This is a genomic window from Mycobacterium kyogaense (genome assembly GCF_036946525.1).
Lineage (GTDB): Bacteria > Actinomycetota > Actinomycetes > Mycobacteriales > Mycobacteriaceae > Mycobacterium > Mycobacterium kyogaense_A.
Genome location: NZ_JAQIIY010000027.1, coordinates 1 through 24,099 on the forward strand (window position 1 = coordinate 1; position 24,099 = coordinate 24,099).

A 24,099-nucleotide genomic window follows, 5' to 3' on the forward strand; every position below is an offset into this window, starting at 1 on the left:
CGCACCACAGTGACCTGCGCACCACAGCGGTAACGACGAGCCATCGTCATTGATGTTCGTGCGCCTGCGTTCCGCGTCGCGGGCTTGACGGCACTGGTGGTGGGGGTGCTGGTACTCCTCACCACCAGTGTCGCCCCGGTGCGGCCGACCTCGGCCGGTGGGCCTGGGCAGCTGATCGGCGGGCCGTATGCCGCACTTCTGGCCCACGCGGTCGATCTGGGGCCGTCGCATGACCGCTCCGCCCAACTCGTCGTCGAGCTGCGCGATGCCGTCGCCCCGGTCGGCCTGAACCGCTGGGCCGGCAGCCACGCGCTGTCCGTCCAGTGGCAGCCGGGCCAGCGCTGGGCTGTCGTCGAAGGCGGTGCCCAAGCCATGGGCCGCGCGTTCCGTGTGGACGTCCACGACTACCGCGAACAGCACGGCACGGTCTTCTACGCCTCGCGCCGTCAACCCGCCGTTCCCGACGCGGTGACCGGTGAGGTCGATTCCGTGGGCCGGCTCCTCGGCTACACGCCTTTCCGGGACAACCAACCGCGGCAGCTGCCGCTCGACGTGCCCGAGTTCGGGCTCACGCCAACGGCGTTGCGTTCCACCTACGAAGCCGACCGGCTCGTCGCCGACGGGTACACGGGCAAGGGTCAGACGGTCGCCATCTTCGCCTTCGGCGGCTTCCGTCAGTCCGACCTCGACGAGTTCACCACGCGCAACGGATTACCGGCGTTCACGCCGACCGTCATCGGCGGGACATTCGACGAACCGAGCGCCGAGACCACGATGGACCTGTCCGTCGTGCACGCGATCGCCCCCGATGCCCGCAAGGTCGTGATCAATGCGCGGCCCACCGTGGAGGGCGACGGCGCCTACGTGAAGATCGGGCAGATGATGGCCGACGTCGATCGGCAGTTCCCGGGCGCGGTGTGGAGCTTCTCTATCAGCTGGGGGGTGCGACAAGCTGCTCACCGCAACCGATCTCGCGCCCGCCCAGTCCGCGCTGCTCGCCGCGACCGGCCGCGGCACCACCGCATTCATGGCCAACGGCGATCTCGCCGGCCTGGAATGCAAGAGCGGCGACGACTGGTCGTCGGCGCCCGCGCAGGACAGCATCGGACTCAATTCTGTTGCGTCCCTTCCCGAAATGGTCAACGTCGGAGGCACCACGCTGTCCACCACGGCCAACGGTGCCTGGCTCGACGAGCAGTCCTGGTACGACGTACCGCTGGGGCTGGGCACCAGCGGTGGCGTCTCGGAATTGTTCGACCTGCCGGCGTGGCAGCGCGGTGCCGAAGGGGCCGTCCCCACGGACCGCGCCACCGGCAAGCGGCTGACTCCCGACGTGTCCGCGGTCGCCGATCCCTTCACCGGGGTGAGCTTCATCCTCGATGGGCAGCCGACGATCGGCGGCGGCACGTCGCAGGCGGCGCCCATCTGGGCGGGTCTGGCCGCGGTGATGAACGACTATCTGATCTCCACCGGCGGACGCCCGCTCGGGGACCTCAACCCGCTGCTCTACCGGATCGCCGCCGGGGCGCGGCTGCCGGCATTCCGCGATGTGACGTTGGGCGGCAACGCCGTCGACGACGCCGCGCCCGGCTACGACCTCGTCACCGGTCTGGGCACCCCGCGGGTGGGCAACCTCGTGCGCGACGTCGCCGATGTGCAACAGGAGAACTCATGAGCGACGACAGCCCCTTCCCGACCACCGAGTGCCGCATCTGCCGGGTGGACGTACCCGACGGCGAATTCTGCGGACTGTGCGGTTGCCATCTGACCGCCCGCAAGTGGGAGGGCCCGGACTGGTTGCGCATCAGGAACTTCGGTGCCGCACCGGGTGAGAGCGTGCTGTCCCCGTCGTTGCTGAGTTCGCTGTTCCCCCATCTGGCGCACCGCGGCGCGTTCCGGGGTGGCGTTGGGGGCCATGCTGGTCGCCCTGGTGGCTTTCGCGCTGCTCCGGATGCCCGCGGCTCTGATCGCGGTCGGCGTGCTGGGGCTGCCCGCACTGTTCATCGTCTACCTGCGCGAGGCCGACGGGCTGCGGGATCTGCCGACGCGCATCCTCGCCCTGACGGTCGGCCTCGGAGTGGTGCTCGGCGTCGGGTTCGTCCTCGTGGCCGGCGCGGCCTTCGACCGGACCTCCGGTGCTGCCGTGGGGGTGGGCATGAGCGGTTCGCAGATGGTCCAGCAGGGCGCCGCGCTGCCGCTCGCCGGCGCGATCCTGATGCTGGTGCCCGTCATCGTGATCCGGTTGATGGGGCCGCCGTCCCGGGAGTCGTTGGAAGGCTTCATGATCGGGGCGCTCGGCGCGCTGAGCTTCACCGCCGCGGCGATGATGACCCGGCTGGTTCCGCAGCTCGAGACCGGCCTGGTCAGTGATGCCCCGCTGACGTTCTACCTGGTCGAGGCGGGCATCCGGGGCGTCGCGGCGCCGCTGATCGCCGCGGCCACCGGCGGGCTGGTGGGCGTGGCGCTGTGGTTCACCCGCCCCGAGAGCAAGAAGGATCAGCGGCCGGGTGTGGTCCGCTTCGTGATGGTGGCCTTCGCTGTCGCCGTGCTCGCGCTGTCCATCGCGCTGGGGATGGTCGACATCTCCCGCTCACGGCAGTGGTTGATGCTGGCCCTGTACGCAGTGGTCGCGGCGGCGGCACTGTTCCTGCTGCGACTCAGTCTCCACTTGGCGCTGCTGCACGAGGCTCACGACGAGACGGTCGCGGACGAACCGGTGGTGTGCCAGCACTGTGGCCATGTGGTGCCCGACATGGCGTTCTGCCCGGTGTGTGGGGTCGCTGCCCGGGCATCGTCGAGGTCGTCGCGCGCCCAGCGCCGGTCCGAGCGTCCTCGGCGCGCCGACACCGACGGTGACCGGTCTTGACCACCACCACGTTCTTCCCCGGCTACACCGCCGGTGAGAGCCACGCCTCGTCGGTTCGCCGACCGTCTCACCGAATGGTGTTGCTGCTGTGGCTCATTCCGGTGGTCCTGGTGGCCGGGGTGCTCGCCGTGATCTCCTCCCGGGTGACGTCTGCGCCGGTGCGATTCGTCTGCCCGCCCGACTGTGGGCGGCCACCCACCGGCACACCGGTGGCGATCAACCCGCGGTTCACCGCGCCCAATGGCTCCTTCTCGGTGTCCTACCCGGCGGCCGGTTCGTCGTACCGGATCACCACCGGAGACGACGGTGTCGTCGCCGATTTCACCGGCGGAGAAGGCGGTACGTTGCGGCTGTTCAGTGAGCCCGCGACGGGCCGGCCGGCCCGTCAGATCGTCGCCGACTTGAAGGCGCAGCACGTCCCCGACGGACGCGTTGCCTACGAGATCCCGAATGCGATGGTCGGGTACCAACCCGGCTTCGGTGAAGCGATCGACTACTACCCCCAGGGCTCGACGAGCAGTTTCACCCGCATGCGGGTACTCGTGATGGCCGCGGTGAAGAACGACCTCGCGCTCATCGCCTCCGTCGTCGGTCCGTACCACCAATTCGGGCCGGACTTCGGGCCGGGCAAACCCTCGGGGGCCAATGTGCAGCTAGCCCTCGATATGGGCAAATACGTCAACAGTTTTGCGTGGCGTGGCGACCCACCACGTTGACGTCAATATCTGGTCAAGAGCGGTACCAGCGGTTACGTTCGTGGGGTGAACGCCCCGATCGAAGCGATGTGCGGCAAGTGCGGTCACGCGGCTCCGGTCATCTCGTCTCAGCCGACCTGGTCGGCCGGCTCCGATCGGGTCACCCGTTGGTTCCTCGACGTGGACTGCACCGACTGCGGGCGTCAGTACGGCTGGCTCTCCGACAAATGAGCCCCCGCGCGGCGCGGCGAGCAGCATAGGATGTGCTCGACGACAGGGGGTGGACGGTGAACCGATCGCGCGTGGTTCTGAGTGTGGCCGGCACGGTGGCAGCGCTGATGACACTTGCGGCACCCGCCACGGCGGATACCACCGGGTACCTCGAGGGTCTCGAGCCGATGTACACGTCGTTGACCCGCGAGCAGCTGCTCACCGCGGGCTCGATCGCGTGCAGCATTCTCGGCAGTGGGCAGCCGGCACCGGTCGCGGTGGACGCGCTCTACAAGCACATGGGTATCTCGCTGTCGGCCGGGAACGGCATCGTCACCGCGGCTGTCATCGACCTCGGTTGCTGACGGTCACCAGCCCATCGAGCCGGGCACACCTTTGAAGGGGCCGGCGATCCAGCTGTTGATCCAGCCGCCGTAGAACCCACCGGGCTGCGGGACGACCTCTTCACCGTTGACGATGCAGCGATCGACGGCCGCGGCCATCACGGCGACGGCGCCGGCGATCGCGGTGAACCCCGGGGTGGGCCGACGGTACGTCCACGCCGCGCGAGGCGCCACCGCCGTCGCGGTCACCAGGTCGAAATAGCTTGCCGGGCCCTTCCATTCGCACCACGACGCGCCGTCGGCCTCCCGCAGTACGCCGTCGGCGAAGCTGCTCGCCGGTAGGTAGTAGGTCGGGGGATGGCTGGTCTCGAGCACCCGCCACGCCCGCTCGGTGGAGGCGATCACCTGCCCGCCCAGTTCCACGATGATCGATCCGGAGAAGTCTTCGAGCCGGGGCGGGCGAGGGTAGTCCCACACTGATTCCTGGCCTGGCCGCGGGGTATCAGGTACCGGCATGCAGCCGAGTGTAAGGGTGGTCCCATGACAATCCGAGAAGACAAGGGTCCGCGCACGTTCTTCGGGCATCCGATCGGGCTGACCAACCTGTTCGGCGTCGAGCTGTGGGAACGATTCTCCTACTACGGGATGCTCACCATCCTGGCCTACTACCTGTACTACTCCGTCACCGACGGCGGGCTCGAGCTGCCCAAGAGCACGGCAACCGGGATCGTCGGCGCCTACGGCGGTCTGGTGTACCTGTCCACGGTGCTGGGTGGCTGGGTGGCCGACCGGCTGCTCGGCATGGAACGCACCGTGTTCTACGGGGGCGTGGTGGTGATGATCGGCCACATCGCGCTCGCGATCCTTCCGGGGCTGACCGGCGTGGGCGTGGGCCTGGTGTGCGTCGCCCTGGGGTCGGGTGCGCTGAAGGCCAACGCCTCGTCGCTGCTGGGCACGCTCTACGACAAGGGTGACGCCCGCGCCGACGGCGGCTTCACACTGTTCTATCTCGGCATCAATCTGGGCGCGTTCATCGGCCCGCTGATCACCGGGCTGCTGCAGACCCACGTCGGCTTCCACTACGGCTTCGGGGCGGCGGCGATCGGCATGGCACTGGGACTCGCGCAGTACGTCGCGTTTCGCCGCAACCTCGGCGAGCACGGGCGCGAGGTGCCGAACCCGTTGCCGCGCAGCGCTGTTGCCGAGACCGCTGTGGTGATCGTCGCCGGAATCGTGGTCGTCGGGGTGGCCATCGCGCTGCGCCTCGTCACGCTGGCCAACCTCTCGCAGGTGACCACCGGCGTCATCGTCGTCGCGTCGGTGGCGTACTTCGCGATCATGCTGCGCAGCCCCGCTGTGGATGCGCAGGAACGGGTCCGGGTGCGGGCGTTCATCCCGCTGTTCGTCGCGAACGCGGTGTTCTGGTCGCTGTTCCAGCAGATCTTCACCGTGCTCGCCGTATATTCCGACGAGCGGATGAACTGGTCGATCTTCGGGTGGACGGCACCGTCGAGCTGGATCGGTTCGATCGAGCCGGTGTGGATCATCTTGCTCTCGCCGCTGTTCGCGGTGCTCTGGACGCGGTTGGGCAACCGGGCGCCCACCACCCCGCGAAAGTTCGCCTACGGCGTGGTCGGGATGGGCCTGGCCTTCCTGTGCTTCGTCCCGCTGGCCGGAGGCACAGGTCGCAGCACCCCGGCGCTGCTGGTGATGGCGATCATGGCCGTGTTCGCCGTCTCTGAGCTGCTGCTGTCGCCGATCGGTCTCTCGGTCACCACCAAGCTGGCCCCGGAGGCGTTCCGGGCGCAGATGATGGCGCTGTACTTCTTCTCGGTCGGCCTGGGCACGGCGATGTCCGGTGTGCTCGCCGGCTACTACGACACGTCGAACGAGGCCGCGTACTTCGGCATCCTCGGTGCGGTGGCCGTGGTGGCGGGTGTCGTGGTGTTCGTGATCTCGCCGTGGATCAGCCGCCAGATGGAAGGGGTGCACTGAGTGCACTGAGCACGATGGTCGCGGCCTCGGCCAGGGTGCCGTCGTCGCGGGGCTGCTCGAACACCACGTCGGCCCCGCGGCCGACGGCGATCAGGGAGGCGATCGTGTTGCCGAACAGCGGCCCGCTGAGGTTGCGCCACGACACCGGCAGCTCCGGTGACCCGGCCCGGCGCGCCCAGCGGCGGGTCAGCCGGGCCGCGGGCGCCGACCAGCCCAGCTTGAACGCGGGTTTGACGTAGGCGGGCACGTAGTTGTGCACCGGCGAACAGACCAGTTGATGCACCCGCGCGCCGTCGGGCTCCCCGACGTCGGCGCGCGCGGCGTAGCTGTGGTGGACGTCGCCGGAGAGCACCGAGATCGTCGCTGGACTGTCGGCATTCGCGCGCGCCGCCAGGGCGATCAACTCGGACAGTCGCACGAACGACGCGAAGAACGCCGGCCAGTGCTCGAGATCGGCGCCCTGCCTGATCTTTTCACCCAGTTTCCCGCGCAGCCCCGAACGTCCGGCGGCGATCTCGTTGACGATCTGCAGATCGCCGAGAGCCGGCGGCAGCAACCACGGCAGTGACGATCCGATGATCAGGTGATCGACGCCGGACAGATCGCTGACCTGTTCCTCGAGCCAAGCGAATTCGCGGTCGCCCAACATCTTTCGCTCTCCGCCGTCGAGAATGCGGGCGTTGCGGGAGTCGACCATCACCAGCCGGCTGCGGCCCAGATCCCAGCGGAAGCTGAACCGCAGGCCCTTGTCTCCGTCGACCTCGCTGTCGGCACGGTCGGCGAGTTCGGCCAGCAGTGGCCAGGAGTCGCCGTCGGCGGCGAGCACCTTCTGGTAGTCGTCGTCGCTGTCCAGCTCGGTCGGGCTGAGGTTGCCCAGGTGCTGATACACCCAGTACGACGCCAGGCCGGCGCGGATGCGATCCCGCCACCACGGTTGGGCGTTGATCTCGGCGCGCCACGTCGCCGACGTGTTCCAGTCGTCCCGGATGTCGTGGTCGTCGAAGATCATCGCCGTCGGCAACGTCGAGAGAATCCAGCGGATCTCCGGATCGCCCCAGGTGTGCCGGTACAGGCCCTCGTACTCCGAGAACGACACCACCTCGTCGGGCGGCCGGCGGTTGGCCGACCGCCGACCCGACGAGCGGCGGCCGGACAGGTGTTGGCGCGCCTGGGGGGTCAGCTCGTCCGCGTAGACCTGATCGCCGAGCAGCAGCAGCGCGTCCGGCCATTCGGAGACGGGCAGGTCGGTGAGCCGGGTGGCGTAGCAGTCCAGGGCGTCGAGTCCGAGCTTGCGATCGAGCTTCTCCTCGCCGGTCTTGGGGTAGCGGCACGAACCGAAGATGACCCGCAGCCGGTCGGCGGTCTCCGGCCCGCGCGTCCTGATGACGCTGGGTGGGAACTCGGAGTCCGGCTCCGGCCAGCATTTTTCGCCGTCGATGCGCACCTCGTAGGCGGTGACGGTGTCGGGCGTCAGCCCGTTGACCTGAACGAGGGCGTAGTGGCAACCGTGCACCTCGAACGTGCGGGCCCGGCATCCGAGCACCTCCACGTCCGCCGACGCCTCGGTCTGCACCCACACCGTCGCGGTCGTCTCACCGACGTGGCGCAACACCGGGCCGAGCAGAAGACTCACCTTGTCAGCCTATAGGCGCATCCGGTTGTCGTCAGCGACGTCAGATTTGGCTGCGTCGCTGTCTGTCGGTGGTAAGTTCCGCCACGAACACCGTCGCCGAGGGGGTCACTGTGGACAGTAGTTGTCGACCGCCTACGGGGGTGTGGGCCGGTGTGGCGGTCCTCGGGGTCGGTGTCGGTCTGATGATGGCGCCGGGCGTCGCATCGGCCGCGCCCTCGGACACGTCGACCCAATCGTCAGCCTCGCAATCGTCGGCCTCGGAATCGTCGGGCCGCCCGTCGCCGCGGGAGCGGCGCGCGGCACGGATCGAGTCGCGCAGAGAAGCCATCCAGCAGCGCCGGTACACCTTCCGCAACCAACGGCCGACCGCGAAGCCGGACACGGCGGAGCCGGCCGCGGACGGCTCCGTGCGGGGGAGCCTCAACGCCGTGGACCGCGATGACGCCGCGCTCACCTACAGCGTCAGCTCGGGTGCGGCCTGGGGTTCGGTGACCATCGATGCCGACGGTGGCTTCGTCTACACGCCGTCCGCTGGAAAGGCCGGCCGCGCAGACAGTTTCACCGTTGCGGTCGACGACAGGCCGGGTAACCCGTTCCATCTCCACGGCCTGCTCGGTGGACGCAAGCCCACCGAGGTCACCATCGCAGTGCCGGCCGATACAGCCGCCGCCGTCGACGACGCGGTGCGCACCATCGACGGCAGGTTCGACGACCGCCTGGTGACCGGCGCCGCCGATGCGGCTGCGGTGATGAACGGTGTCGCGCAGAGGCTGGGCATCGACGAGGGATTCGCCGATCCGGGCGCGATCACGGTGTCGACCGCCGGCACCGGGGACGACGCCGAAACCTACTACCGCTTCGCCGAAACCGTCGCGGGTGTGCCCGTGCTGGGCAGCGACATCGTCCTGGTGACCGATGCGGCCGGCGCGGTAACCGGGCTCTTCAACCACTACCGCGGACTCTCTGAGACTTTCGATGTCACACCCGACGCCGCGACACCACGCCTGCGGCGCATGGCCGAACAGCAGCTGGTGGTCTATGCGCCCGACAACGGGTCGGTGCCGATCCTGGCGTGGCAGGTCGTCGGCGCCGTGCCGGGGATCCGGCTGTCCCGGCCGGGCACAGCTGTCCTGATCGGTGCCGACGGTGCAGCGGTCGGCACCGTCGTCGCATCACGTGCGACAGCGGAACCCGTGTCGGCCACCGACACCGCCAGGGACTGGCTCGGCCAGCGACGGACCTTCATCATCGACGTCCGCACCACACGGTGGTCCACTGTGTCCCGGTTGATCGACACCAGCCGCGACATCACGACGTACAAGACCTCCTTCCCCTATCTCGGCATGCTGGGTGGATTCCTGCCGGGCACGGTGGTCAAGCGGGGGTGGTTCGGGTGGAACAGCGGCGCCGTCTCCGCGCACGCCAACACCGCGGAGGTCTACGACTACTACCGAGACGTGCTGGGCAGGACGTCGTTCGACGGCAGCGGCGCGCCGGTTATAGTGAGCATTCTCTACAATCCGGGTAAGCCCAACGGCGGTTACCAGAATGCGTTCTGGGACCCCAGCATCGACCAGTTCGCCTTCGGCGACGGCGGCCACCTCGAGGCCGCGGTCGACGTCATCGGCCACGAATTCACCCACGCCGTTGTCACCTATGTCGTCGGCGGGCCGGCGGGTGGCTCCCTGGTGCTGGACTCCGGTGAATCGGGTGCGCTCAACGAGGCGTTGGCCGACATCATGGGTGTGCTCATCGAGAACGATCGCGGTTCCGATCGCTGGCTCGTCGGGGAGGATTCCGAGTTGGGCGCCATCCGCGACCTCGCTGATCCGACGTCGATCAGCACGTCGCTCGGACCCCACCGCGCCACCTACGCGACCCGCTATCAGGGGACCCTCGACGATGGGGGCGAGCACGTCAACAGCACGATCTTCAGCCACGCCGCGTACCTGATGATGACCGATCCGGCCACCGTCGGAGTCACGAACGACACCTGGGCGGAGGTGTTCTACCGGGCGATGTTCCGGTTGAGCGCCGGGTCGGTCTTCAGCGACGGGCGGGCCGCGGTGCAGAGTGCCGCGCAGTCGGTCGGCCTGACCGCCGCGCAGCAAGCCGCGATCAGCAAGGCGTTCGATGCTGTCGGAATCGTCAGTGCGGCAACGCTAACGGTGGTCTGACTGATCCACCAGCACCGCACCGTCGGGCCGGTCGCCGAGGGTCTGCAGTGCGATGGCGCCCTCGCTCATGGTCATCCGGATGATCCGCGCGAGCTCGGCCGGTGCGTCGCATTGCACGTAGTGGTCGGCGCCGGGCACCACCCAGAAACGGTTGCGGCCCGGCTTGGACCGTAGGTAGGTCTGCCACACGTGGGTGGCCACGCGCAGGGGTGCGACGCTGTCGTGCAGACCCCAGATCAGCGTGGTGTCGACGTCTATGCCCGAGAGCCGCTCGAGCCAGCTCTGTTCGTCAGCGGCGCGCTCGTGCAGATAGCGGATGGTGTCGGGAAGGACCGCGATACCGTCGTCGTGCGCGAAACACTGTGCCAGTGCGTGGATTTCAGGGTCCTGCAGATCTCGACGCGGCATGAACGTGGTGGCGCCGAGTCCCGCGGCGAGCATCTCCGGCGTGGTCGCTGCGGCGGTGGCACGGCCGGTCGTGTCGTCGAGGAGCGCTACCTGGAACGCGGTCAGATTGGCCAGCGGCAGGAAGATGTTGGCGTTGGTCAGGAACACCTCTCGCGGCATCGGGGCGGAGCTGTCGGCGAGCATCGCCAGCGCGATCATGCCGACGCTGCTGCCGCGGTCGTGGGTGATCATCTGGTAATCGGTGAGCCCCCACATCTCGGTGATCGCGTGCACCAGCAGTCGCGCGTCGTCGTAGAGGGAGTAGACGTAGGGCGCCGCCGGCTTGCTCGAAAGTCCGTAGCCGGGGAAGTCGAGGGTGAAGATCTCGACGTCTCCGACCAGATCGTCGGCGAGGGCAGAGAAGTCGATGCTCGCCGTCGGGAAGCCGTGCACGCAGACCAGCGCCGGCGCACCGGGTGTGCCGGACCGGCGTGCGAAGACCTCGACGTGTCTGCCGTCGTTGGCGGCCGTGGTCGACGCCCAGGTGAAAGCCGTTCCGCCCCGTCGCCATTCATCGAAGACATCCACGCGTGACAAGCTAGCGTCTTCGGGGCGGATCGGAGGAGGTGTTCGGCGATGCGGCGGGTGCTGGCACTGGTCGCGCCACTCGGTCTGGCGTTCATCCCGCTGGGCATGGCGCTGGGCTTCCTGGTGGTGCACGCCGGGCTCGCCTGGTGGTGGGCGCCGGTGTTCGCCGGGGTGATCTACGCGGGGTCGCTGGAGTTCCTGATGGTCGCGCTCGTGGCAGGCGGCGCTCCGGTCGCGACCGTCGCGCTCACCACGCTGGTGGTCAATTCCCGGCACATCTTCTACGCGCTGTCGTTCCCGTTGCATCGGGTGCGCGGTATCGGGGCGAAGCTGTACAGCACCTACACACTCTCCGACGAGGCGTACGCGGTCGCGGTCAGTCCGCAGGCGCAGGGATGGGCCACACGTCCGATCCTGTTCATGCAGTTGATGTTCCACGTGCTGTGGGTGACAGGGGCGGCGCTGGGCGGTCTGTTGGGGGAAGTGCTGCCGATCGATCGGCTGGTCGGGTTGGACTTCGCGCTGACCGCGCTGTTCATCGTGCTGGGCATCGAGGCGTACCGGCAGCGGCCCGATCCGGTCACGGCGGCGCTGGCGATGCTGTGCGCTGCCGGGGCGTGGTTGGTGGTGCCCGGACAGATGCTGGTGTGCGCGTTCGCGGCGTTCACCGTGATGTTGCTGCTGCGGCGGCGGACTCGGCATGCCTGACACCGGGTACATGGCGCTGCTCGTGGGCGTGAGCGCGGCGGTGACGTGGGCACTGCGTGCACTGCCGTTCGCGGTGTTGGCACCGATGCGCCACAGCGCCGTGGTGCGCTACCTCAGCGTGCACATGCCGGTGGGTGTGATGGCGATGCTGGCTCTGTATTCGGTGAAGACGGTCGTGGGGGAGACCGCGGTGCAGCTGCTGTGGCTTGCGGTGGCGGTCGCGGTGACGGCGGGGCTGCAGCTGTGGCGCGGGCGCGCGCTGCTGAGCATCCTCGTCGGGACCGTCTGCTACGTGACGCTGATGACGTGGGGCGGCTGATGTGGGCGGCCAGGCTTGTCGGCCTGTTGCCTCACGTCAAGATGCGCGCGTAGGCCGATTCGTTGCCTCACGTGAGCGTGCGCGCTTGGTGATCGGGGGTGTGGCGCCTGGTGTGATTTTGCTGGTGGCCAGTGTGAACAGCTCGGCGGTGAGGGCATGGAGCTGGCGTTGGGTAGCGGCGGGGTTGATCAAGGAGTAGGTGCGGGTCAGTGCCACGATGCGCTCCACGGTGAGGCCGGGGTGATCGACTGCCCGATGGAATGGGGTCGTGGCTTGGTCGTGCTTTTTGGAGATCTTGGCTCCGTGACGGGTCTTGGAGATCAGTTTCTGTTGGGGGTAGAAGTAGTTGGTTAGTCGGGATTGCAGCGTCCAGATCTCGTTGAGCAGCAACAGTTCTGCAGCAGAGTCGTAGCGGTGGTAGCCAACGGTGGTGCGGACCACTGACCAGTTTTTCTGCTCGACGTGGCAGCCGTCATTCTTGTTGCCCGGGCGTGCCCGTGTGAAGGTGATCTGGCGGCCTTGGCACCATCCCAACAGGTGCTCGTTGATGAACTCGGATCCGTTGTCGCTGTCGACCCCAAGGATGGGAAACGGCATCGTGCGCACGATCTCGTTGAGTGCTGCCAACACGCATTTGGCGGCTCTGTCGGGCACCGAACGGTTCTCGGTCCAGCCGGTCGCGATATCGGTCACCGTCAATGTGAACGCGTGCCCTGCGCCCCGAATGCCGCCGTCATGCCAGACCAGGTCGATCTCGACGAATCCAGGTGTGGCGTCGTCCCACTCAGCCCAGGTTCGCACCGGAATCTGGCTTTTGAGCAGTGATCCTGGTTTGGTCCCGATGCGTCCCCGAGGCTGATACTTGGCCCGTTCTGGTGCCAGGCGCCGATCGATGGTGGCCGCTGACATCGATACCAGCAGGTCGGCGGTGTCGGCGTCGATGGTGAGTTCCCGGAAGTGCCGCAGCACCGCTACCAGCTCACCCAGCATCGGCGCCAACCGTTTGCCGGCCGGCATCCCCAGCACCTGCCAGCACTGAATCAACGCCTCGATGACCTCGGGCCCGTAGGTCACGGGCCGCGGTCTGGGTGGGCCGACGATCTTCGGTGTCAGTGCCCCCGTCAGCGCCTTGCGGGCATGGTTGCGATGCCAGCCGGTGTTGGCGCACAACTCATCAAGGATCCGTGTCTTCTCACCCTTTCGGGCCAGCAGATAGCGGGCCGCGGCCGCCTCGGTGATTGCTCTGCGCTGCGCCAACGTCAACCCCATCCACTGGACGTACGCGCGCATTTCCAACGAGGCAACGACCCACCCCCTCGCGCGCAATTCTGATGAGTCAACGCGGTCGGACCCCGCGGGTAATATCGCACACATGTTCGAATCGGCGGAGGCCATAGATTGCGTCCTCGCAATGGGGTGCTCCACCCGCGCGGAGTCGCGCGCCATCGCCGAGCGTCTCGCCGCGGTGGCCCGACTCTATGCGCTCAGGGGTCGTGAACACCCGGGGGCCGAGCACTGGGTTGTCGACGTCACCGAGGCGGTGGCCGCGGAAGTGTCTGCGGCGCAGAACATTAGTCGCTGGCGCGCAGCAAGCCAGGTCCGCATGGCGGTGTCGCTGCACTCGCGCCTCCCCGACATCGCGGCCGTCTTCTCGCGTGGGGAGATCGATCTACGCATGGTGCGGATCGTGCTCAATCGCACCGACAACGTCGAAAGCGACGTCATCGCCGCACTCGACGCCGCCCTCGCGCCGAAGCTTGTCGGCTGGATGCGCTTGTCGGAGGACAAGCTGAAAGACCGCGTGGATCAGTGGGTCGCAGCATTCGACCCGGCCGGGGTTCGAGTCCCGCCGGACGTCCGCGACAACCTGTATTTCACTGTGGAATCACACCAACCCGGCACGGCCTTCGCGGGTGGGTTGCTCGACGCGCTCGATGCCGCGGCGCTCGATGAGCGCCTCGACGCGCTGGCCGCCACGGTGTGCGAGGCCGATCCTCGTACCCCGATGCAACGGCGGGCAGCCGCGTGCGGCGCTCTCGGCCGTGGTGAATCCACGTTGGCGTGCCGCTGTGCGTCGGCGGACTGCCCGGCAGCGGCGCTCGAGGCCTCGGCTGCCCGCGTCGTGGTGCACATTCTCGCCGAGCAGGCGACCGTCGACGGGCACAGCGACGCACCCGGCTACCTGGGCGGCTTCGGAATCCTGCCTGCCGAGTCGGTGCGGAATGCCGCTGCGGGGGCCGACGTGCGTCCGATCGGCAGGCCTGGCGACGATGCGGAGTGTGGATATCGGCCGTCGCGCCAGCTTGCGGATTTCGTGCACTGGCGGGACCTGACGTGTCGCTTCCCTGGCTGTGACGCTCCGGCGCAGCGATGCGATGTCGACCATACGACGCCGTGGCCCGCCGGTTCCACGCATCCGTCGAACACCAAGCTCTACTGTCGTGTCCATCATCTGATCAAGACCTTCTACACAGGCGACAACGGATGGCGTGACGAGCAGCGGCCCGATGGAACGGTCGTGCTGATCGCTCCCACTGGGCTGGTCTATCTGACTGATCCCCATGGTGGACAACTCTTTCCGAGTCTCGCGTGGTCGACGGGCGGGCTGCCGAGTTCCGCGGATGCCTCGGACGCCTCCGACAAGACCTCGATGATGCCTCGCCGGACGAGGACCCGCGAGCAGGACCGCCGCGATCGCGTGGCCCGCGAGCGCAGGCGGCGCGTGGAGCTCGACGCGCAACGCGACCGCGAGCACCAGGCGTGGCTGGCCGAAACCTATGAGCCGCCCCCGTTCTGAACGGCCAGGGTCAGCGCCTCCAGGCGCCGCACGAGCAGGCTCGGCAGCCAGCGAGCCCGCCCCACGGCGCGCACACCATCCGTGTGCGACAACAGGTACTCGAGCACGAGTCGAGTCTCGAGCCGCGCGAGTGCGGCCCCGACGCAGAAGTGTGCGCCGCGACCGAACGCGACGTGGCTCTTGCTGTCTCGGCGATCGATACGGAACTCGTCGGGCGATTCGACGTGGGCCGGGTCGCGGTTGGCCGCGCCCCACAGCAGAACCAATCGCGCGCCGGAACGCAGCTGATAGCCGTGGAGTTCGCAGTCGCGCAGCACGTGCCGATAGTGCCCGCGGAACGGCGGCTCGACGCGCAGCACTTCTTCGATGAACGGCGTGATGAGCGCTGGATCGTCGCGGAGCCGCCGCTGCAGGTCGGGGCGGGTGGCGATGATGTGGGTCGCCGAGCCGATCAGCGATGCGGTCGATTCACCGCCCGCGCTGAACAGCGTCACCATCATGACCTGTGCGGTGACGGCGTCGACATCGCCTGCCGCGCAGGCCGAAGCCAGATCCGCCAGCAGTGTGCCCTCTGGTGCTGGCCGGTCGAGCAGGCCCGCGATGTAGGCCGCCAGTTCTCCGACGGCTGCGCCGGCCGCAGCCAGGTCGGCGGGGCCGACCAGACCTTCCAGCAGCTGCGTGCTGGCGTACCCCCACGCCGTCAGTCGGTCGACGTCTGAGTCGGGGACCCCGATCAGCCGGCACACCACCATCATCGGTAACCGGTTGGCCATGGCCGACATCCACTCGACCCGGTCCACGTCGAGCGCCGTGTCCCACAACCGAGCGACCGTGGCGGTGACGAACGATTCCAGCTCGCGGATGTGCTTGGCCGCCAGGTGGGGGACGAGCAGCTTGCGGTGGGCGGCGTGCACGGGATCGTCGGCGATCGCGAGCACCTGGGTCGGACCGCCGAGTTCGTCCATGCCGAAGACACCGATGGTGCCGTCAGGTTGGTACAGCATCGTGCCCGTCAGATTCGACGAGAAATCCTCGTGACGGCCCACCGCCTCGGTGACCGCGTCCCAGGAACAGACCGCATGGAAGTCGGAGTTCCCGATGCGGTGCACCGGACCGGCGGCGTGCATGCGCGCGTACAGCGGGTAGGGGTCCTGGATCGCCTCCTCGCTGAAGAGCTCCGCGCCGAGATCGCCCGTCATGGTGTCAGGGTGGGAGGCGGTGCCCACGGCGGTCAAGGGTGGCCGACCAACTCGACGCGCCACTCTGGACCGCGACAGTCAAGACGTCTCACAACCGGCAGTTGAACTGCTGTGATGGGAGAAAGCGGCGTCTACATCGTCTCATCGTGAGAACATCCGCATCGGACATCTCACGAGGGCGGAGCGATGAGCAACGACTGGCTGGTCGGTGACCGGCGCGCTGCGGCTGCCGAACGCATCTATGCCGCGGCGGCCGACATCATCGCCGCCCGGGGCATCGACGCCTTCGACATGGCGGCCCTCGAAGCCCGGGTGCACTGCTCGCGAGCGACGATCTACCGCCACGCCGGTGGCAAGAACCAGATCCGGGACGCCGTGCTCGCCCGCAGCGCCGAGCAGATCGTCGCGCAGGTGCGCGCGGCGGTGGCCGATCTCGACGGCACGGAGCGCGCGGTCACCGCGGTCGCCGTCGCGCTGGACCGTATTCGCGCAGACTCCCTCGGCCGGGCGTTGATCGCATCGGCGAGAAGCGGTGGCCGCGTCGGGTGGATCGCGGACTCACCTCAGCTGGCGGGCATCGCCGCCAAACTGACCGGCTGTGCCGACGATGACGCGGCCGCTGCTCAGTGGATCGTTCGGGTCGTGCTGTCGTTCGTCGTCTGGCCTCTCGCGGACCCGGAACTCGAGCGAGAGATGCTGCGCCGCTTCCTGACTCAGCCCGCACCCTTGCCGTTGTCGACGCGATAGACCGCGCCGTGGATCGCAGCGGCGTCGTCGCTGGCCAAGAATGCGATCACCTTCGCGACGTCCTCGGTCGCCATGAATCCACGCGGCGACGCGATGCGCATGATGAGATCCCAGTCGGCGTTCTCGGGCGCCTCGAACTCGGTGGCCTGGGCGGTCGGCATCCCGCCCGGACACACCGCGTTCACGCGAAGCTTCTCCTTGGTGAATTCGATCGCCAGCGCCCGCGTCAGGCCGACCAGTCCGTGCTTGGCCGCGCAGTAACCGGCGGAGTACACCTCACCCTCGACGCCGGCGATCGACGACACGTTGACGATGTTGCCGCCCGATGCCAGCAGGTGCGGAAGCGCGGCCCGGCACAGCGCGAACGGCGCGGTCAGGTTCACCGCGAGGTCGACGTCCCAGTCCTCGTCGGTCATCGACGCGGTGTGCCGCATCTTATGAAAGCCCGCGATGTTGGCCAGCACGTCGAGGCGGCCGAACCGCTCGACGCAGTCCGCGACTGCCGCGGCGCACGCCTCACGCGAGGAAATGTCCACCGACGCGAACGCGCTGCCGGGCAGGTCGGCGAACACCTCGGCCATTCGCGTTGCGTCCCTGGCGATTCCGAATACCGTCGCACCCTGGTCTGCGAACAGCCGGGCGGTTGTGGCGCCCAAGCCCGCCGACGCCCCGGTGACCAACGCGACCTTGCCGCTGAGCTGACCCATGCCTGCACCCTCTCACGGGCGCTCACACCGCAGCGCGCGGGCGCACCGGCGGGACGGCTGCCAGCAGCGCCCGGGTGTATTCGTGCTCGGGTTTGGTGAACAGCTGCTCGGCGGGCCGGTTCTCCACGACCGCACCGCTCCGCATCACCGCGACGTCGTGGCTGAGCCTGCGGATGACCGCCAGGTCGTGGCCGATCAGCAGATACGCCAGGCCGAGCTCGGCCTGCAGGCGGGCCAGCAGATCGAGAACACGGGCCTGCACCGAGACGTCCAGGGCGGCCGTGGCCTCGTCGAGGATCAGCAGATCCGGTTCGGCGGCCAGCGCTCGGGCGATGCTCACCCTCTGCCGCTGCCCGCCGGACAGTTCGTGCGGGTACCGCTGCGCGAACTCGGACGGCAGGCCGACCAGGTCGAGCAGCTCGGCGACCCGCGACCGCCGCGCCGCGGCGCCGTCGACCAGGTGGTGCACCGTCAGCGGTTCGGCGATCGACGTGTCCACGCGGGCACGGGGATTGAGCGACGAGAACGGATCCTGGAACACCAGCCCGATCCGCCGGCGCAGCGCTTTGGCCTCGGAACGTTTCACACCCAGGATGTCCGTGCCCGCCAGCGTCGCCGTGCCGCCATCGGGTGTCACCAGACCGGTCAGCGCAGCGGCGACGGTCGATTTGCCCGATCCCGATTCGCCGACCAGTCCGAGCGTGGTGCCGCGCCGAATGCGCAGCGACACGTCGTCGACGGCATGAACGGTGGACTTGCCCACCGGGGTGGTGACGGTGAACGACACATCGAGGCCATCGACCTCGAGGAGCGCGTCGGCGTCCGGCTTCGCCTGCGGTGCAGAGACATCGAGCACGGGGCGGGCGGCCAGCAGGTCCCGCGTGTAATCGTTGCGAGGCCGATCGAAGATGTCGAGGATCGGCGCCTGCTCCACGACCGCACCGTCGCGCAGCACGGTCACGTCGTCGGCGACCTGACCGATGACGCCCAGGTCGTGGCTGATCCACACCACCGCGGTGCCGAAGTCCCGTTGCAACGCGCGCACCAGTTCCAGGATCTGCGCCTGCGTCGTGACGTCGAGTGCGGTGGTCGGCTCGTCGGCGATGAGCAGTTCAGGGTCGCACGCCAACGCGATCGCGATCATCACGCGCTGCTTCTGACCGCCGGAGAGCTGATGCGGGTAGGCGTGCAGACGCGTCGAGGGATCGGGCAGCCCCACCGCCTCGAGAAGCTCCAGGGCCCGCGACCGCGCCTCCCGGCGCGTCACCCGGCGGTGCGTCTCGAGCGACTCGGTGATCTGGCGTTCCAGCGTGAGCAGGGGATTGAGCGACGTGCCCGGATCCTGGAACACGAACCCGATCCGTGAACCGTGCACGCGGCGAAGGTCTTTGGGCCGGGCGCCGACCAGCTGCATCGAGGGATCACCCGCCAGCGTGCTCGACCCGGACACGCGCGCGCCCGGCGCGTCGAGCAGTCCGGTGGCCGCGAGCACCGTCATGGTCTTGCCCGAGCCGGACTCACCGACGATGCCCACCGTCTGCTCCCGGGCCACGGAGAACGAGACGCCGTCGACGATGGTGCGCGCGCCGATGCGCACTCCCAGGTCGTCCACGGCCAGCACGGTCATCGCGCCGCCCCCCGGGCTTCGGCGCTGGTGCGCTGCTTCGGGTCGAGCACGTCCCGCAACCCGTCGCCCAACAGGTTGAAGGCCAGCACGATCACCACGATCGCCGCGCCCGGGAACACGGCCATCCACCACGCCATCGTCACGAACCCCTGGGAGTCGAAGATCATCCGGCCCAGTGATGGCTCCGGCGGCTGGATGCCGAGGCCGAGGAACGACAGCGCCGCCTCGGACAGGATCGCGAACGCCAGCGACAACGAGGTCTGGACGATCAGCGGACCGGCGATGTTGGGCACGATGTGCCGGCGCAGGATCATGTGGTCGGGGGTCCCCATCGCATGCGACACCGCCACATAGGGTTCCGTGCGCACACCCAGAGTGCTGGCCCGCGCGACCCGGGCGAAGATCGGGGTGTAGACGATGCCGATCGCGAGGATCGTCGTCGTCAGCCCGGGCCCCAGAATCGCGACCACCGCCAGAGCGAGCAGCAGAACCGGGAACGCGAACATCACGTCGACGACGCGCATCAGCACGGTGTCCAGCCAGCCGCCGCGATAGCCGGCGAGAACCCCGACCGTCACGCCGACGACGACGGCGAACGCAACGCTGATGACCGCCACCCGCATCGACGCCTGGGTGGCCACCAGCACGCGCGAGAGCACGTCGCGGCCCAACTCGTCGGTGCCGAACCAGTGGGACCCGCTGGGCGGCTGCAGCGCGTCGGGCACGTCGACGTCGTTGATTCCGTACGACGCAACGGCATTCGCGAACACCGCGATGAGGGCGACGGCCAGCAGGACCAACGCGCTGATCGCGGTGACCGGGTTGCGCGCCAGAATGCGCCAGGACGAGACGCGGGTGGGCTCGGTGGTCGTCATGCCAGCCGGATCCTCGGGTCGACCACGGCGTAGAGCACGTCGACGATCAGGTTGATCGCCAGGAACAGCGCCGCGATCAACAGCACCGCGCCCTGGATGACGGGGTAGTCGCGGGCGGCGACGGCGTTGTAGACGAGCCGGCCCAGGCCCGGCCACGCGAAGACCACCTCGACGACGATGACGCCGCCCAACAGTGTGGCGAGCTGGATTCCGGTGATGGTGAGGATCGGCACCAGCGCATTGCGCACCGTGTGGCGGAACGTGACGACGCGCGGAGACAGACCCTTGGACCGTGCGGTCCGCACGTAGCCCATGGCGGCGACGTCGAGCACGGCGGCGCGCACGTAGCGCGTCATGATCGCCGCCGCGACCACGCCGACCGTGAGCCCGGGAAGGATGATGTGGCTCAACCAGCCCGCCGGATCGGAGAACAGCGGCCGGTAGCCCGAGGTGGGCAGCCAGCCCAGTGTGGTCGAGAACAGGCCGATCAGCAGGATGCCGAGCCAGAAGTCGGGAATCGACACACCGAACTGGCTGGTCACCCGGACGATGGCGTCGCTGACGCGGCCCTCGCGCAGCGCCGAGTACGTGCCGGCGGGCAGCGCGATCAGCGCGGCGATGACGATGCCGGCCAAGCCCAGCGACAGCGTGGCGGGAAGGCGCTCCATCAGCGTGACGGTCACCGGGTCGCCGTTTCGGAAACTCACGCCGAGATCACCGGTGAGCGCGGAACCGACGTAGCCGAAGAACTGCGACACGATGGGCCGGTCCAATCCGCTGGCGCTACGCAACGCCTCGTACGCCTCGGGGGTGTAGCGGGTTCCGAGTGCGATGCGAACGGGGTCGCCGGGCACCAGGTGCACGAGCGCGAACACCACCACGGTGACGCCCACCAGCACGATCAGTGAGTACAGCACCCGGCGCGCGATGAACCGGGTGATGGGATGGGTCACGATCCTCGTCATGACGAATCACCGCCCTTGTCCAGCGTCGCGTGGCGGAACCGCACGGCGCCGTCGCGGCGGGCTTCGTATCCCGTCAGCGCCGGATTCCACGCCTGGATCACCGACGAGTTGTACAGGTAGATGTAGCTGACCTCGTCGGCGATCACCGTTGCGGCGCGGTCGTAGTCGGCCTTGCGGGCGGCGGGGTCGGTTTCGACGCGGCCGGCGTCGAGGAGCCTGTCGACCTCCGGGTCGGAGAACTTCTGGGCGTTGCTCGAGCCGTCGGTGTGGTGCTGGGCGTAGTAGAAGTCGTCGGGGTCGATGTTGCCCAGCCAGCCGAGCATCAGCATGTCGAAGTTGCCCGAGTTCTGTTCGTCGAGCCAGGTCGCGAAGTCGACGGTGCGGATGTTCACCGTGAACCCGAGCGGCGCCAGGTTGTCGGCGATGATCTGCGCCGCGGTCACGGTCTCCGGATACTCGGTGGTGACCAGCATGTCGAGCTCGCCCGGCGTGACACCAGACTCGGTCAGCAGCTCACGCGCCTTGTCCAACCCGCCGGTGCGGTAGCGGTCGTACGGGGTGTACCAGGGATTGCCCTCGGGGATGGCGAGCTCGTTGACCTTCGCGGTGCCGTAGCTCGTCGCGGCGACGATCGCGTCGCGGTCGATCGCATAGGCGATCGCCTGGCGCACCCGGACGTCGTTCCACGGCGCCTTCGCCTCGTTGAGCGCCAGGTACCAGTAGTCGTTGCTCGGCGTCACCGCCAGGCGCACCGAGTCGTCGTCGGAGAGCTGCCGGACACGTTGCGGCGGAATCGAATCCGTCCAGTCGACCTCGCCCGCCTGTAGTGCCGACAGTGCCGTCGACGGCTCGGAGATGAAGCGGAACGTCACCCCGGGCACGCCCGGCGGACCGCCCCAGTAGTCGGGATTGGCCACCAGGGAGATGGAGTCACCGCTCTTCTGGCCGGCGAAGCGGAACGGGCCGGTGCCGATGGGTTTCGTGGCGATCTGCCCGCTCTCCACGTTGCGCCGCGACACGATCGCCATGCCTTTGAAGCCACCGATGTTGGTGAGCATGTTCGGCGTCGGCCGGCTCACGCGGATCACCACCGTCGCCGGATCGGGCGCCTCGACCGCAGTCACCCGCGCTGAACTTGTCGGCGTTGGCGAGCTTCTCGTCGATGATCCGGCGGTAGGAGAACACCACGTCGTCTGCGGTGAACGGACTGCCGTCGTGGAACCTCACGCCGGGGCGCAAGTGGAACGTCCACGCCAGCTGATCGGGGGAGACCTCCCACGACGTCGCCAGAGCGGGCCGCATCTGCAGGTTCTCGTCGGGTTCGACGAGAGTGTCGAACACGTTCTCCAACACCTCGAACGAGAAATACGCGGTGGTCTTGTGCGGGTCGAGTTGATCGGGCTCACCCGCGATCGCGGCGATCAGCGATCCGGCCGCGCCGTCGCCGAGATCGACCCGGCTACCTGTCGAGCATCCGGTGAGCGAGGCGGCGAGCAGACAGATGGCGAGGACAGCGGTTGACACCGCCGTCCTCGCCATATTCACCACCCCGGTACTCGAGCCAGTGGTTTTCAGGTACCCGACGGCGCGAACAGGCAAACCCGTGACTTTGTCTACTCCGGGCTGAAATACTCAGCGGCGTGACGATGATGCGCACCCTGGCCGCCTTCCTGCTCGGTGTCTGCGCAGCGGTGGGCGCCGCCGTCCCGGCCCACGCCGACCAGGTCATGGAGGGTGTCTTCACCATCACCCCCGAAGGCGGCAAGCCGGGCACCTGGACGATCTTCCCGTCCTGCGTACCGGTCGTCGGCGACCTCCGGGAGGCGCTGTACCTCCCCGTCGGCTGCCGCATGCACGTGCAGGCCAGCGGGGACCTCGTCGGCGGCGACGCAGTGCTCACCGGCGGCCAGTGGGCCTTCACCACCCCCAAGGACCGGGGCATGCAGTGCCCGGACGGGTCGTGGGAGCCGACGGTGGAGGTCGTCAAGTTCGACGACGTGACGATGTCGGGTGTGCGCCAGACCCAGCACAACGGCAACTGCGGTCTGCAGCCGGGCATCATCTACACGCCGTTCACGATGGCCTACAAAGGCCCGCTCTCGACACCGGTCGACCGATATCCGCTGATCTGTGAACCGGGTGGACTACGGCGCTGCTTCTAGGGGCATCACCGTGATACGTGCGGAACCGAAGCGAATCGTCATCTGGGGCACCGGGTTCGTCGGGCAGATGGTCATCGCCGAAGTCGTCGACCACCCCGGGTTCGACCTCGTCGGAGTCGGAGTCAGCAACCCCGACAAGGTCGTCCGCGATGTCGGCGAGATCTGCGGTCTGTCAGCGCCTCTGGGCATCACCGCCACCGACGACGTCGACGCGCTGATCGCACTGAAGCCCGACGCGCTGGTGCACTACGGGCCGACCGCCGCGCACGCCGACACCAACATCGAGGTGATCACCCGCTTCCTGCGGGCCGGTATCGACGTGTGCTCGACCGCGATGACGCCGTGGATCTGGCCGACGATGCACCTCAATCCGCCGAACTGGATCGAACCCGTCACGGTCGCTTGCGAACTGGGGGAGTCCTCGTGCTTCACCACCGGCATCGACCCCGGCTTCGCCAACGACCTGTTCCCGATGACGTTGATGGGCCTGTGTTCGCAGGTCCGCACGGTGCGCGCCTCGGAGCTGCTGGACTACACCAACTACACCGGCGACTACGACCGGGAGATGGGCATCGGCAGACCGCCGGAGTACAAGGCGATGTTGGAGAACTCCGACATCCTCGTGTTCGCCTGGGGCGCAACGGTTCCGATGATCGCCCACGCCGCGGGCATCATGCTCGACGAGATCACCACGACGTGGGAGAAGTGGGTGACCCCCGTCGACCGGTCAACCGCCAAGGGTGTCATCGAGGCGGGCAACGTTGCGGCCGTGCGGTTCACGATCAACGGTGTCTATCGCGGCGAGACACGCATCCAGCTCGAGCACGTCAACCGCATCGGCAACGACGCCGCACCGGACTGGCCGTCGGGCACCGAGAACGACGTGTATCGCGTCGACATCGAGGGCACGCCCAGCATCAGCCAGGAGACGGCGTTCCGGTTCACCGACGGGTCCGGCCGCGACGCTGCGGCGGCCGGGTGCCTGGCCACGGGACTGCGCGCGCTCAACGCGGTCCCGGCGGTCAACGCGCTCTCACCCGGCTGGGTCACCGCATTGGACCTACCGCTGATCCCCGGGGTGGGCACGATCCGCTGACC

General features: G+C 68.3%; 21 protein-coding genes and 2 pseudogenes. 13 read left to right on the top strand and 10 right to left on the bottom strand.

From position 1 onward, the window contains the following. The first annotated feature begins 93 nt into the window (after positions 1-93). The 5 genes and pseudogenes from PGN37_RS21505 to PGN37_RS21525 all read left to right on the top strand — a co-directional run bounded on the left by PGN37_RS21505 (position 94) and on the right by PGN37_RS21525 (position 4,136). Positions 94-1,675, top strand: a pseudogene (locus tag PGN37_RS21505) (S53 family peptidase). A 240-nt stretch (positions 1,676-1,915) separates the two neighbouring features. Further along, positions 1,916-2,866 carry a zinc ribbon domain-containing protein gene (locus PGN37_RS21510; protein ID WP_335333030.1) on the top strand — a complete coding sequence of 317 codons (951 nt, stop codon included), beginning with the start codon at positions 1,916-1,918 and terminating at the stop codon, positions 2,864-2,866. Continuing rightward, positions 2,863-3,582 carry a hypothetical protein gene (locus PGN37_RS21515; RefSeq protein WP_335333031.1) on the top strand — a complete coding sequence of 240 codons (720 nt, stop codon included), beginning with the start codon at positions 2,863-2,865 and terminating at the stop codon, positions 3,580-3,582. The genes PGN37_RS21510 and PGN37_RS21515 overlap by 4 nt, the downstream gene beginning before the upstream one ends. 45 nt (positions 3,583-3,627) lie before the next feature. Continuing rightward, the gene (locus tag PGN37_RS21520) at positions 3,628-3,792 is read left to right on the top strand and encodes a DUF7160 family protein (protein WP_335333032.1); all 165 of its coding nucleotides are present in this window, start codon (positions 3,628-3,630) and stop codon (positions 3,790-3,792) included. Between the two features lie 56 nt (positions 3,793-3,848). Continuing rightward, a complete protein-coding gene (locus tag PGN37_RS21525) occupies positions 3,849-4,136 on the top strand; it encodes a hypothetical protein (RefSeq protein ID WP_335333033.1) in 288 nt (95 codons plus the stop codon). Positions 4,137-4,139: 3 nt separating this feature from the next. Here PGN37_RS21525 and PGN37_RS21530 read toward each other — a convergent pair whose 3' ends face one another. Continuing rightward, positions 4,140-4,631: a DUF427 domain-containing protein gene (locus PGN37_RS21530; RefSeq protein ID WP_335333034.1), complete on the bottom strand. Its 492-nt coding sequence runs from the start codon at positions 4,629-4,631 to the stop codon at positions 4,140-4,142. Between the two features lie 24 nt (positions 4,632-4,655). On the opposite strand from PGN37_RS21530, the gene PGN37_RS21535 reads away from it, so the two are divergent. Beyond that, positions 4,656-6,110: a peptide MFS transporter gene (locus PGN37_RS21535; protein WP_335333035.1), complete on the top strand. Its 1,455-nt coding sequence runs from the start codon at positions 4,656-4,658 to the stop codon at positions 6,108-6,110. Here PGN37_RS21535 and PGN37_RS21540 read toward each other — a convergent pair. Continuing rightward, positions 6,082-7,743 (bottom strand): alkaline phosphatase D family protein, encoded by a 1,662-nt coding sequence (locus PGN37_RS21540; RefSeq protein ID WP_335333036.1) that lies wholly within the window; start codon positions 7,741-7,743, stop codon positions 6,082-6,084. The two genes, PGN37_RS21535 and PGN37_RS21540, sit on opposite strands and share 29 nt — an antisense overlap. A 152-nt stretch (positions 7,744-7,895) precedes the next feature. On the opposite strand from PGN37_RS21540, the gene PGN37_RS21545 reads away from it, so the two are divergent. Then, on the top strand, positions 7,896-9,920 hold the full coding sequence (locus PGN37_RS21545) for a M4 family metallopeptidase (protein WP_335333037.1): 2,025 nt from the start codon (positions 7,896-7,898) through the stop codon (positions 9,918-9,920). Here PGN37_RS21545 and PGN37_RS21550 read toward each other — a convergent pair. Further along, the gene (locus PGN37_RS21550) at positions 9,906-10,895 is read right to left on the bottom strand and encodes an alpha/beta fold hydrolase (RefSeq protein ID WP_335333038.1); all 990 of its coding nucleotides are present in this window, start codon (positions 10,893-10,895) and stop codon (positions 9,906-9,908) included. The genes PGN37_RS21545 and PGN37_RS21550 overlap by 15 nt on opposite strands. A gap of 48 nt (positions 10,896-10,943) precedes the next feature. Between PGN37_RS21550 and PGN37_RS21555 the strand changes: the two genes are divergently transcribed. Both PGN37_RS21555 and PGN37_RS21560 read left to right on the top strand, forming a co-directional pair. Further along, positions 10,944-11,603, top strand: a complete 660-nt coding sequence (locus PGN37_RS21555) for an AzlC family ABC transporter permease (protein WP_335333039.1) — start codon at positions 10,944-10,946, stop codon at positions 11,601-11,603. Then, the gene (locus PGN37_RS21560) at positions 11,596-11,922 is read left to right on the top strand and encodes a branched-chain amino acid transporter permease (RefSeq protein WP_335333040.1); all 327 of its coding nucleotides are present in this window, start codon (positions 11,596-11,598) and stop codon (positions 11,920-11,922) included. The genes PGN37_RS21555 and PGN37_RS21560 overlap by 8 nt, the downstream gene beginning before the upstream one ends. 36 nt (positions 11,923-11,958) lie before the next feature. On the opposite strand, the gene PGN37_RS21565 is transcribed toward PGN37_RS21560, so the two are convergent. Continuing rightward, positions 11,959-13,212 (bottom strand): DDE-type integrase/transposase/recombinase, encoded by a 1,254-nt coding sequence (locus tag PGN37_RS21565; protein ID WP_335333041.1) that lies wholly within the window; start codon positions 13,210-13,212, stop codon positions 11,959-11,961. Between the two features lie 82 nt (positions 13,213-13,294). On the opposite strand from PGN37_RS21565, the gene PGN37_RS21570 reads away from it, so the two are divergent. After that, positions 13,295-14,719, top strand: coding sequence for an HNH endonuclease signature motif containing protein (locus PGN37_RS21570; protein ID WP_335333042.1), 1,425 nt, complete (start codon positions 13,295-13,297; stop codon positions 14,717-14,719). Here the strand turns inward: PGN37_RS21570 and PGN37_RS21575 are convergent. Beyond that, a complete protein-coding gene (locus PGN37_RS21575; RefSeq protein WP_335333043.1) occupies positions 14,698-15,918 on the bottom strand; it encodes a cytochrome P450 in 1,221 nt (406 codons plus the stop codon). The two genes, PGN37_RS21570 and PGN37_RS21575, sit on opposite strands and share 22 nt — an antisense overlap. Positions 15,919-16,104: 186 nt before the next feature. Here PGN37_RS21575 and PGN37_RS21580 point away from each other — a divergent pair, with 186 nt between their 5' ends. Then, entirely contained in the window at positions 16,105-16,665 is a 561-nt protein-coding gene (locus tag PGN37_RS21580) for a TetR/AcrR family transcriptional regulator (RefSeq protein ID WP_335333044.1), read from the top strand. On the opposite strand, the gene PGN37_RS21585 is transcribed toward PGN37_RS21580, so the two are convergent. The 5 genes and pseudogenes from PGN37_RS21585 to PGN37_RS21605 all read right to left on the bottom strand — a co-directional run bounded on the left by PGN37_RS21585 (position 16,632) and on the right by PGN37_RS21605 (position 22,378). Further along, entirely contained in the window at positions 16,632-17,372 is a 741-nt protein-coding gene (locus PGN37_RS21585; RefSeq protein WP_335333045.1) for an SDR family NAD(P)-dependent oxidoreductase, read from the bottom strand. The two genes, PGN37_RS21580 and PGN37_RS21585, sit on opposite strands and share 34 nt — an antisense overlap. 22 nt (positions 17,373-17,394) lie before the next feature. Beyond that, positions 17,395-18,999 carry an ABC transporter ATP-binding protein gene (locus PGN37_RS21590; protein WP_335333046.1) on the bottom strand — a complete coding sequence of 535 codons (1,605 nt, stop codon included), beginning with the start codon at positions 18,997-18,999 and terminating at the stop codon, positions 17,395-17,397. After that, a complete protein-coding gene (locus PGN37_RS21595; protein WP_335333047.1) occupies positions 18,996-19,874 on the bottom strand; it encodes an ABC transporter permease in 879 nt (292 codons plus the stop codon). Before PGN37_RS21595 ends, PGN37_RS21590 begins: the two co-directional genes overlap by 4 nt. Then, positions 19,871-20,839, bottom strand: a complete 969-nt coding sequence (locus tag PGN37_RS21600; RefSeq protein ID WP_335333048.1) for an ABC transporter permease — start codon at positions 20,837-20,839, stop codon at positions 19,871-19,873. Before PGN37_RS21600 ends, PGN37_RS21595 begins: the two co-directional genes overlap by 4 nt. Beyond that, positions 20,836-22,378, bottom strand: a pseudogene (locus PGN37_RS21605) (ABC transporter substrate-binding protein). The gene PGN37_RS21600 and the pseudogene PGN37_RS21605 overlap by 4 nt, the downstream one beginning before the upstream one ends. Positions 22,379-22,479: 101 nt before the next feature. Here PGN37_RS21605 and PGN37_RS21610 point away from each other — a divergent pair. Both PGN37_RS21610 and PGN37_RS21615 read left to right on the top strand, forming a co-directional pair. After that, positions 22,480-23,001 (top strand): hypothetical protein, encoded by a 522-nt coding sequence (locus tag PGN37_RS21610; RefSeq protein ID WP_335333049.1) that lies wholly within the window; start codon positions 22,480-22,482, stop codon positions 22,999-23,001. 67 nt (positions 23,002-23,068) lie between these two features. Beyond that, positions 23,069-24,097 carry an NAD(P)H-dependent amine dehydrogenase family protein gene (locus PGN37_RS21615; protein ID WP_335333086.1) on the top strand — a complete coding sequence of 343 codons (1,029 nt, stop codon included), beginning with the start codon at positions 23,069-23,071 and terminating at the stop codon, positions 24,095-24,097. The last annotated feature ends 2 nt before the right edge of the window (positions 24,098-24,099 follow it).

Excerpts from the sequence above, each read along its gene's own strand:
- PGN37_RS21510 (WP_335333030.1), top strand. The coding sequence starts at position 1,916 with ATGCTGGTCGCCCTGGTGGCTTTCGCGCTGCTCCGGATGCCCGCGGCT.
- PGN37_RS21530 (WP_335333034.1), bottom strand. The coding sequence starts at position 4,631 with ATGCCGGTACCTGATACCCCGCGGCCAGGCCAGGAATCAGTGTGGGAC.
- PGN37_RS21535 (WP_335333035.1), top strand. The coding sequence starts at position 4,656 with ATGACAATCCGAGAAGACAAGGGTCCGCGCACGTTCTTCGGGCATCCG.
- PGN37_RS21555 (WP_335333039.1), top strand. The coding sequence starts at position 10,944 with ATGCGGCGGGTGCTGGCACTGGTCGCGCCACTCGGTCTGGCGTTCATC.
- PGN37_RS21560 (WP_335333040.1), top strand. The coding sequence starts at position 11,596 with ATGCCTGACACCGGGTACATGGCGCTGCTCGTGGGCGTGAGCGCGGCG.
- PGN37_RS21565 (WP_335333041.1), bottom strand. The coding sequence starts at position 13,212 with ATGCGCGCGTACGTCCAGTGGATGGGGTTGACGTTGGCGCAGCGCAGA.
- PGN37_RS21570 (WP_335333042.1), top strand. The coding sequence starts at position 13,295 with ATGTTCGAATCGGCGGAGGCCATAGATTGCGTCCTCGCAATGGGGTGC.
- PGN37_RS21575 (WP_335333043.1), bottom strand. The coding sequence starts at position 15,918 with ATGACGGGCGATCTCGGCGCGGAGCTCTTCAGCGAGGAGGCGATCCAG.
- PGN37_RS21580 (WP_335333044.1), top strand. The coding sequence starts at position 16,105 with ATGAGCAACGACTGGCTGGTCGGTGACCGGCGCGCTGCGGCTGCCGAA.
- PGN37_RS21585 (WP_335333045.1), bottom strand. The coding sequence starts at position 17,372 with ATGGGTCAGCTCAGCGGCAAGGTCGCGTTGGTCACCGGGGCGTCGGCG.
- PGN37_RS21590 (WP_335333046.1), bottom strand. The coding sequence starts at position 18,999 with ATGACCGTGCTGGCCGTGGACGACCTGGGAGTGCGCATCGGCGCGCGC.
- PGN37_RS21595 (WP_335333047.1), bottom strand. The coding sequence starts at position 19,874 with ATGACGACCACCGAGCCCACCCGCGTCTCGTCCTGGCGCATTCTGGCG.
- PGN37_RS21600 (WP_335333048.1), bottom strand. The coding sequence starts at position 20,839 with ATGACGAGGATCGTGACCCATCCCATCACCCGGTTCATCGCGCGCCGG.
- PGN37_RS21615 (WP_335333086.1), top strand. The coding sequence starts at position 23,069 with ATGGTCATCGCCGAAGTCGTCGACCACCCCGGGTTCGACCTCGTCGGA.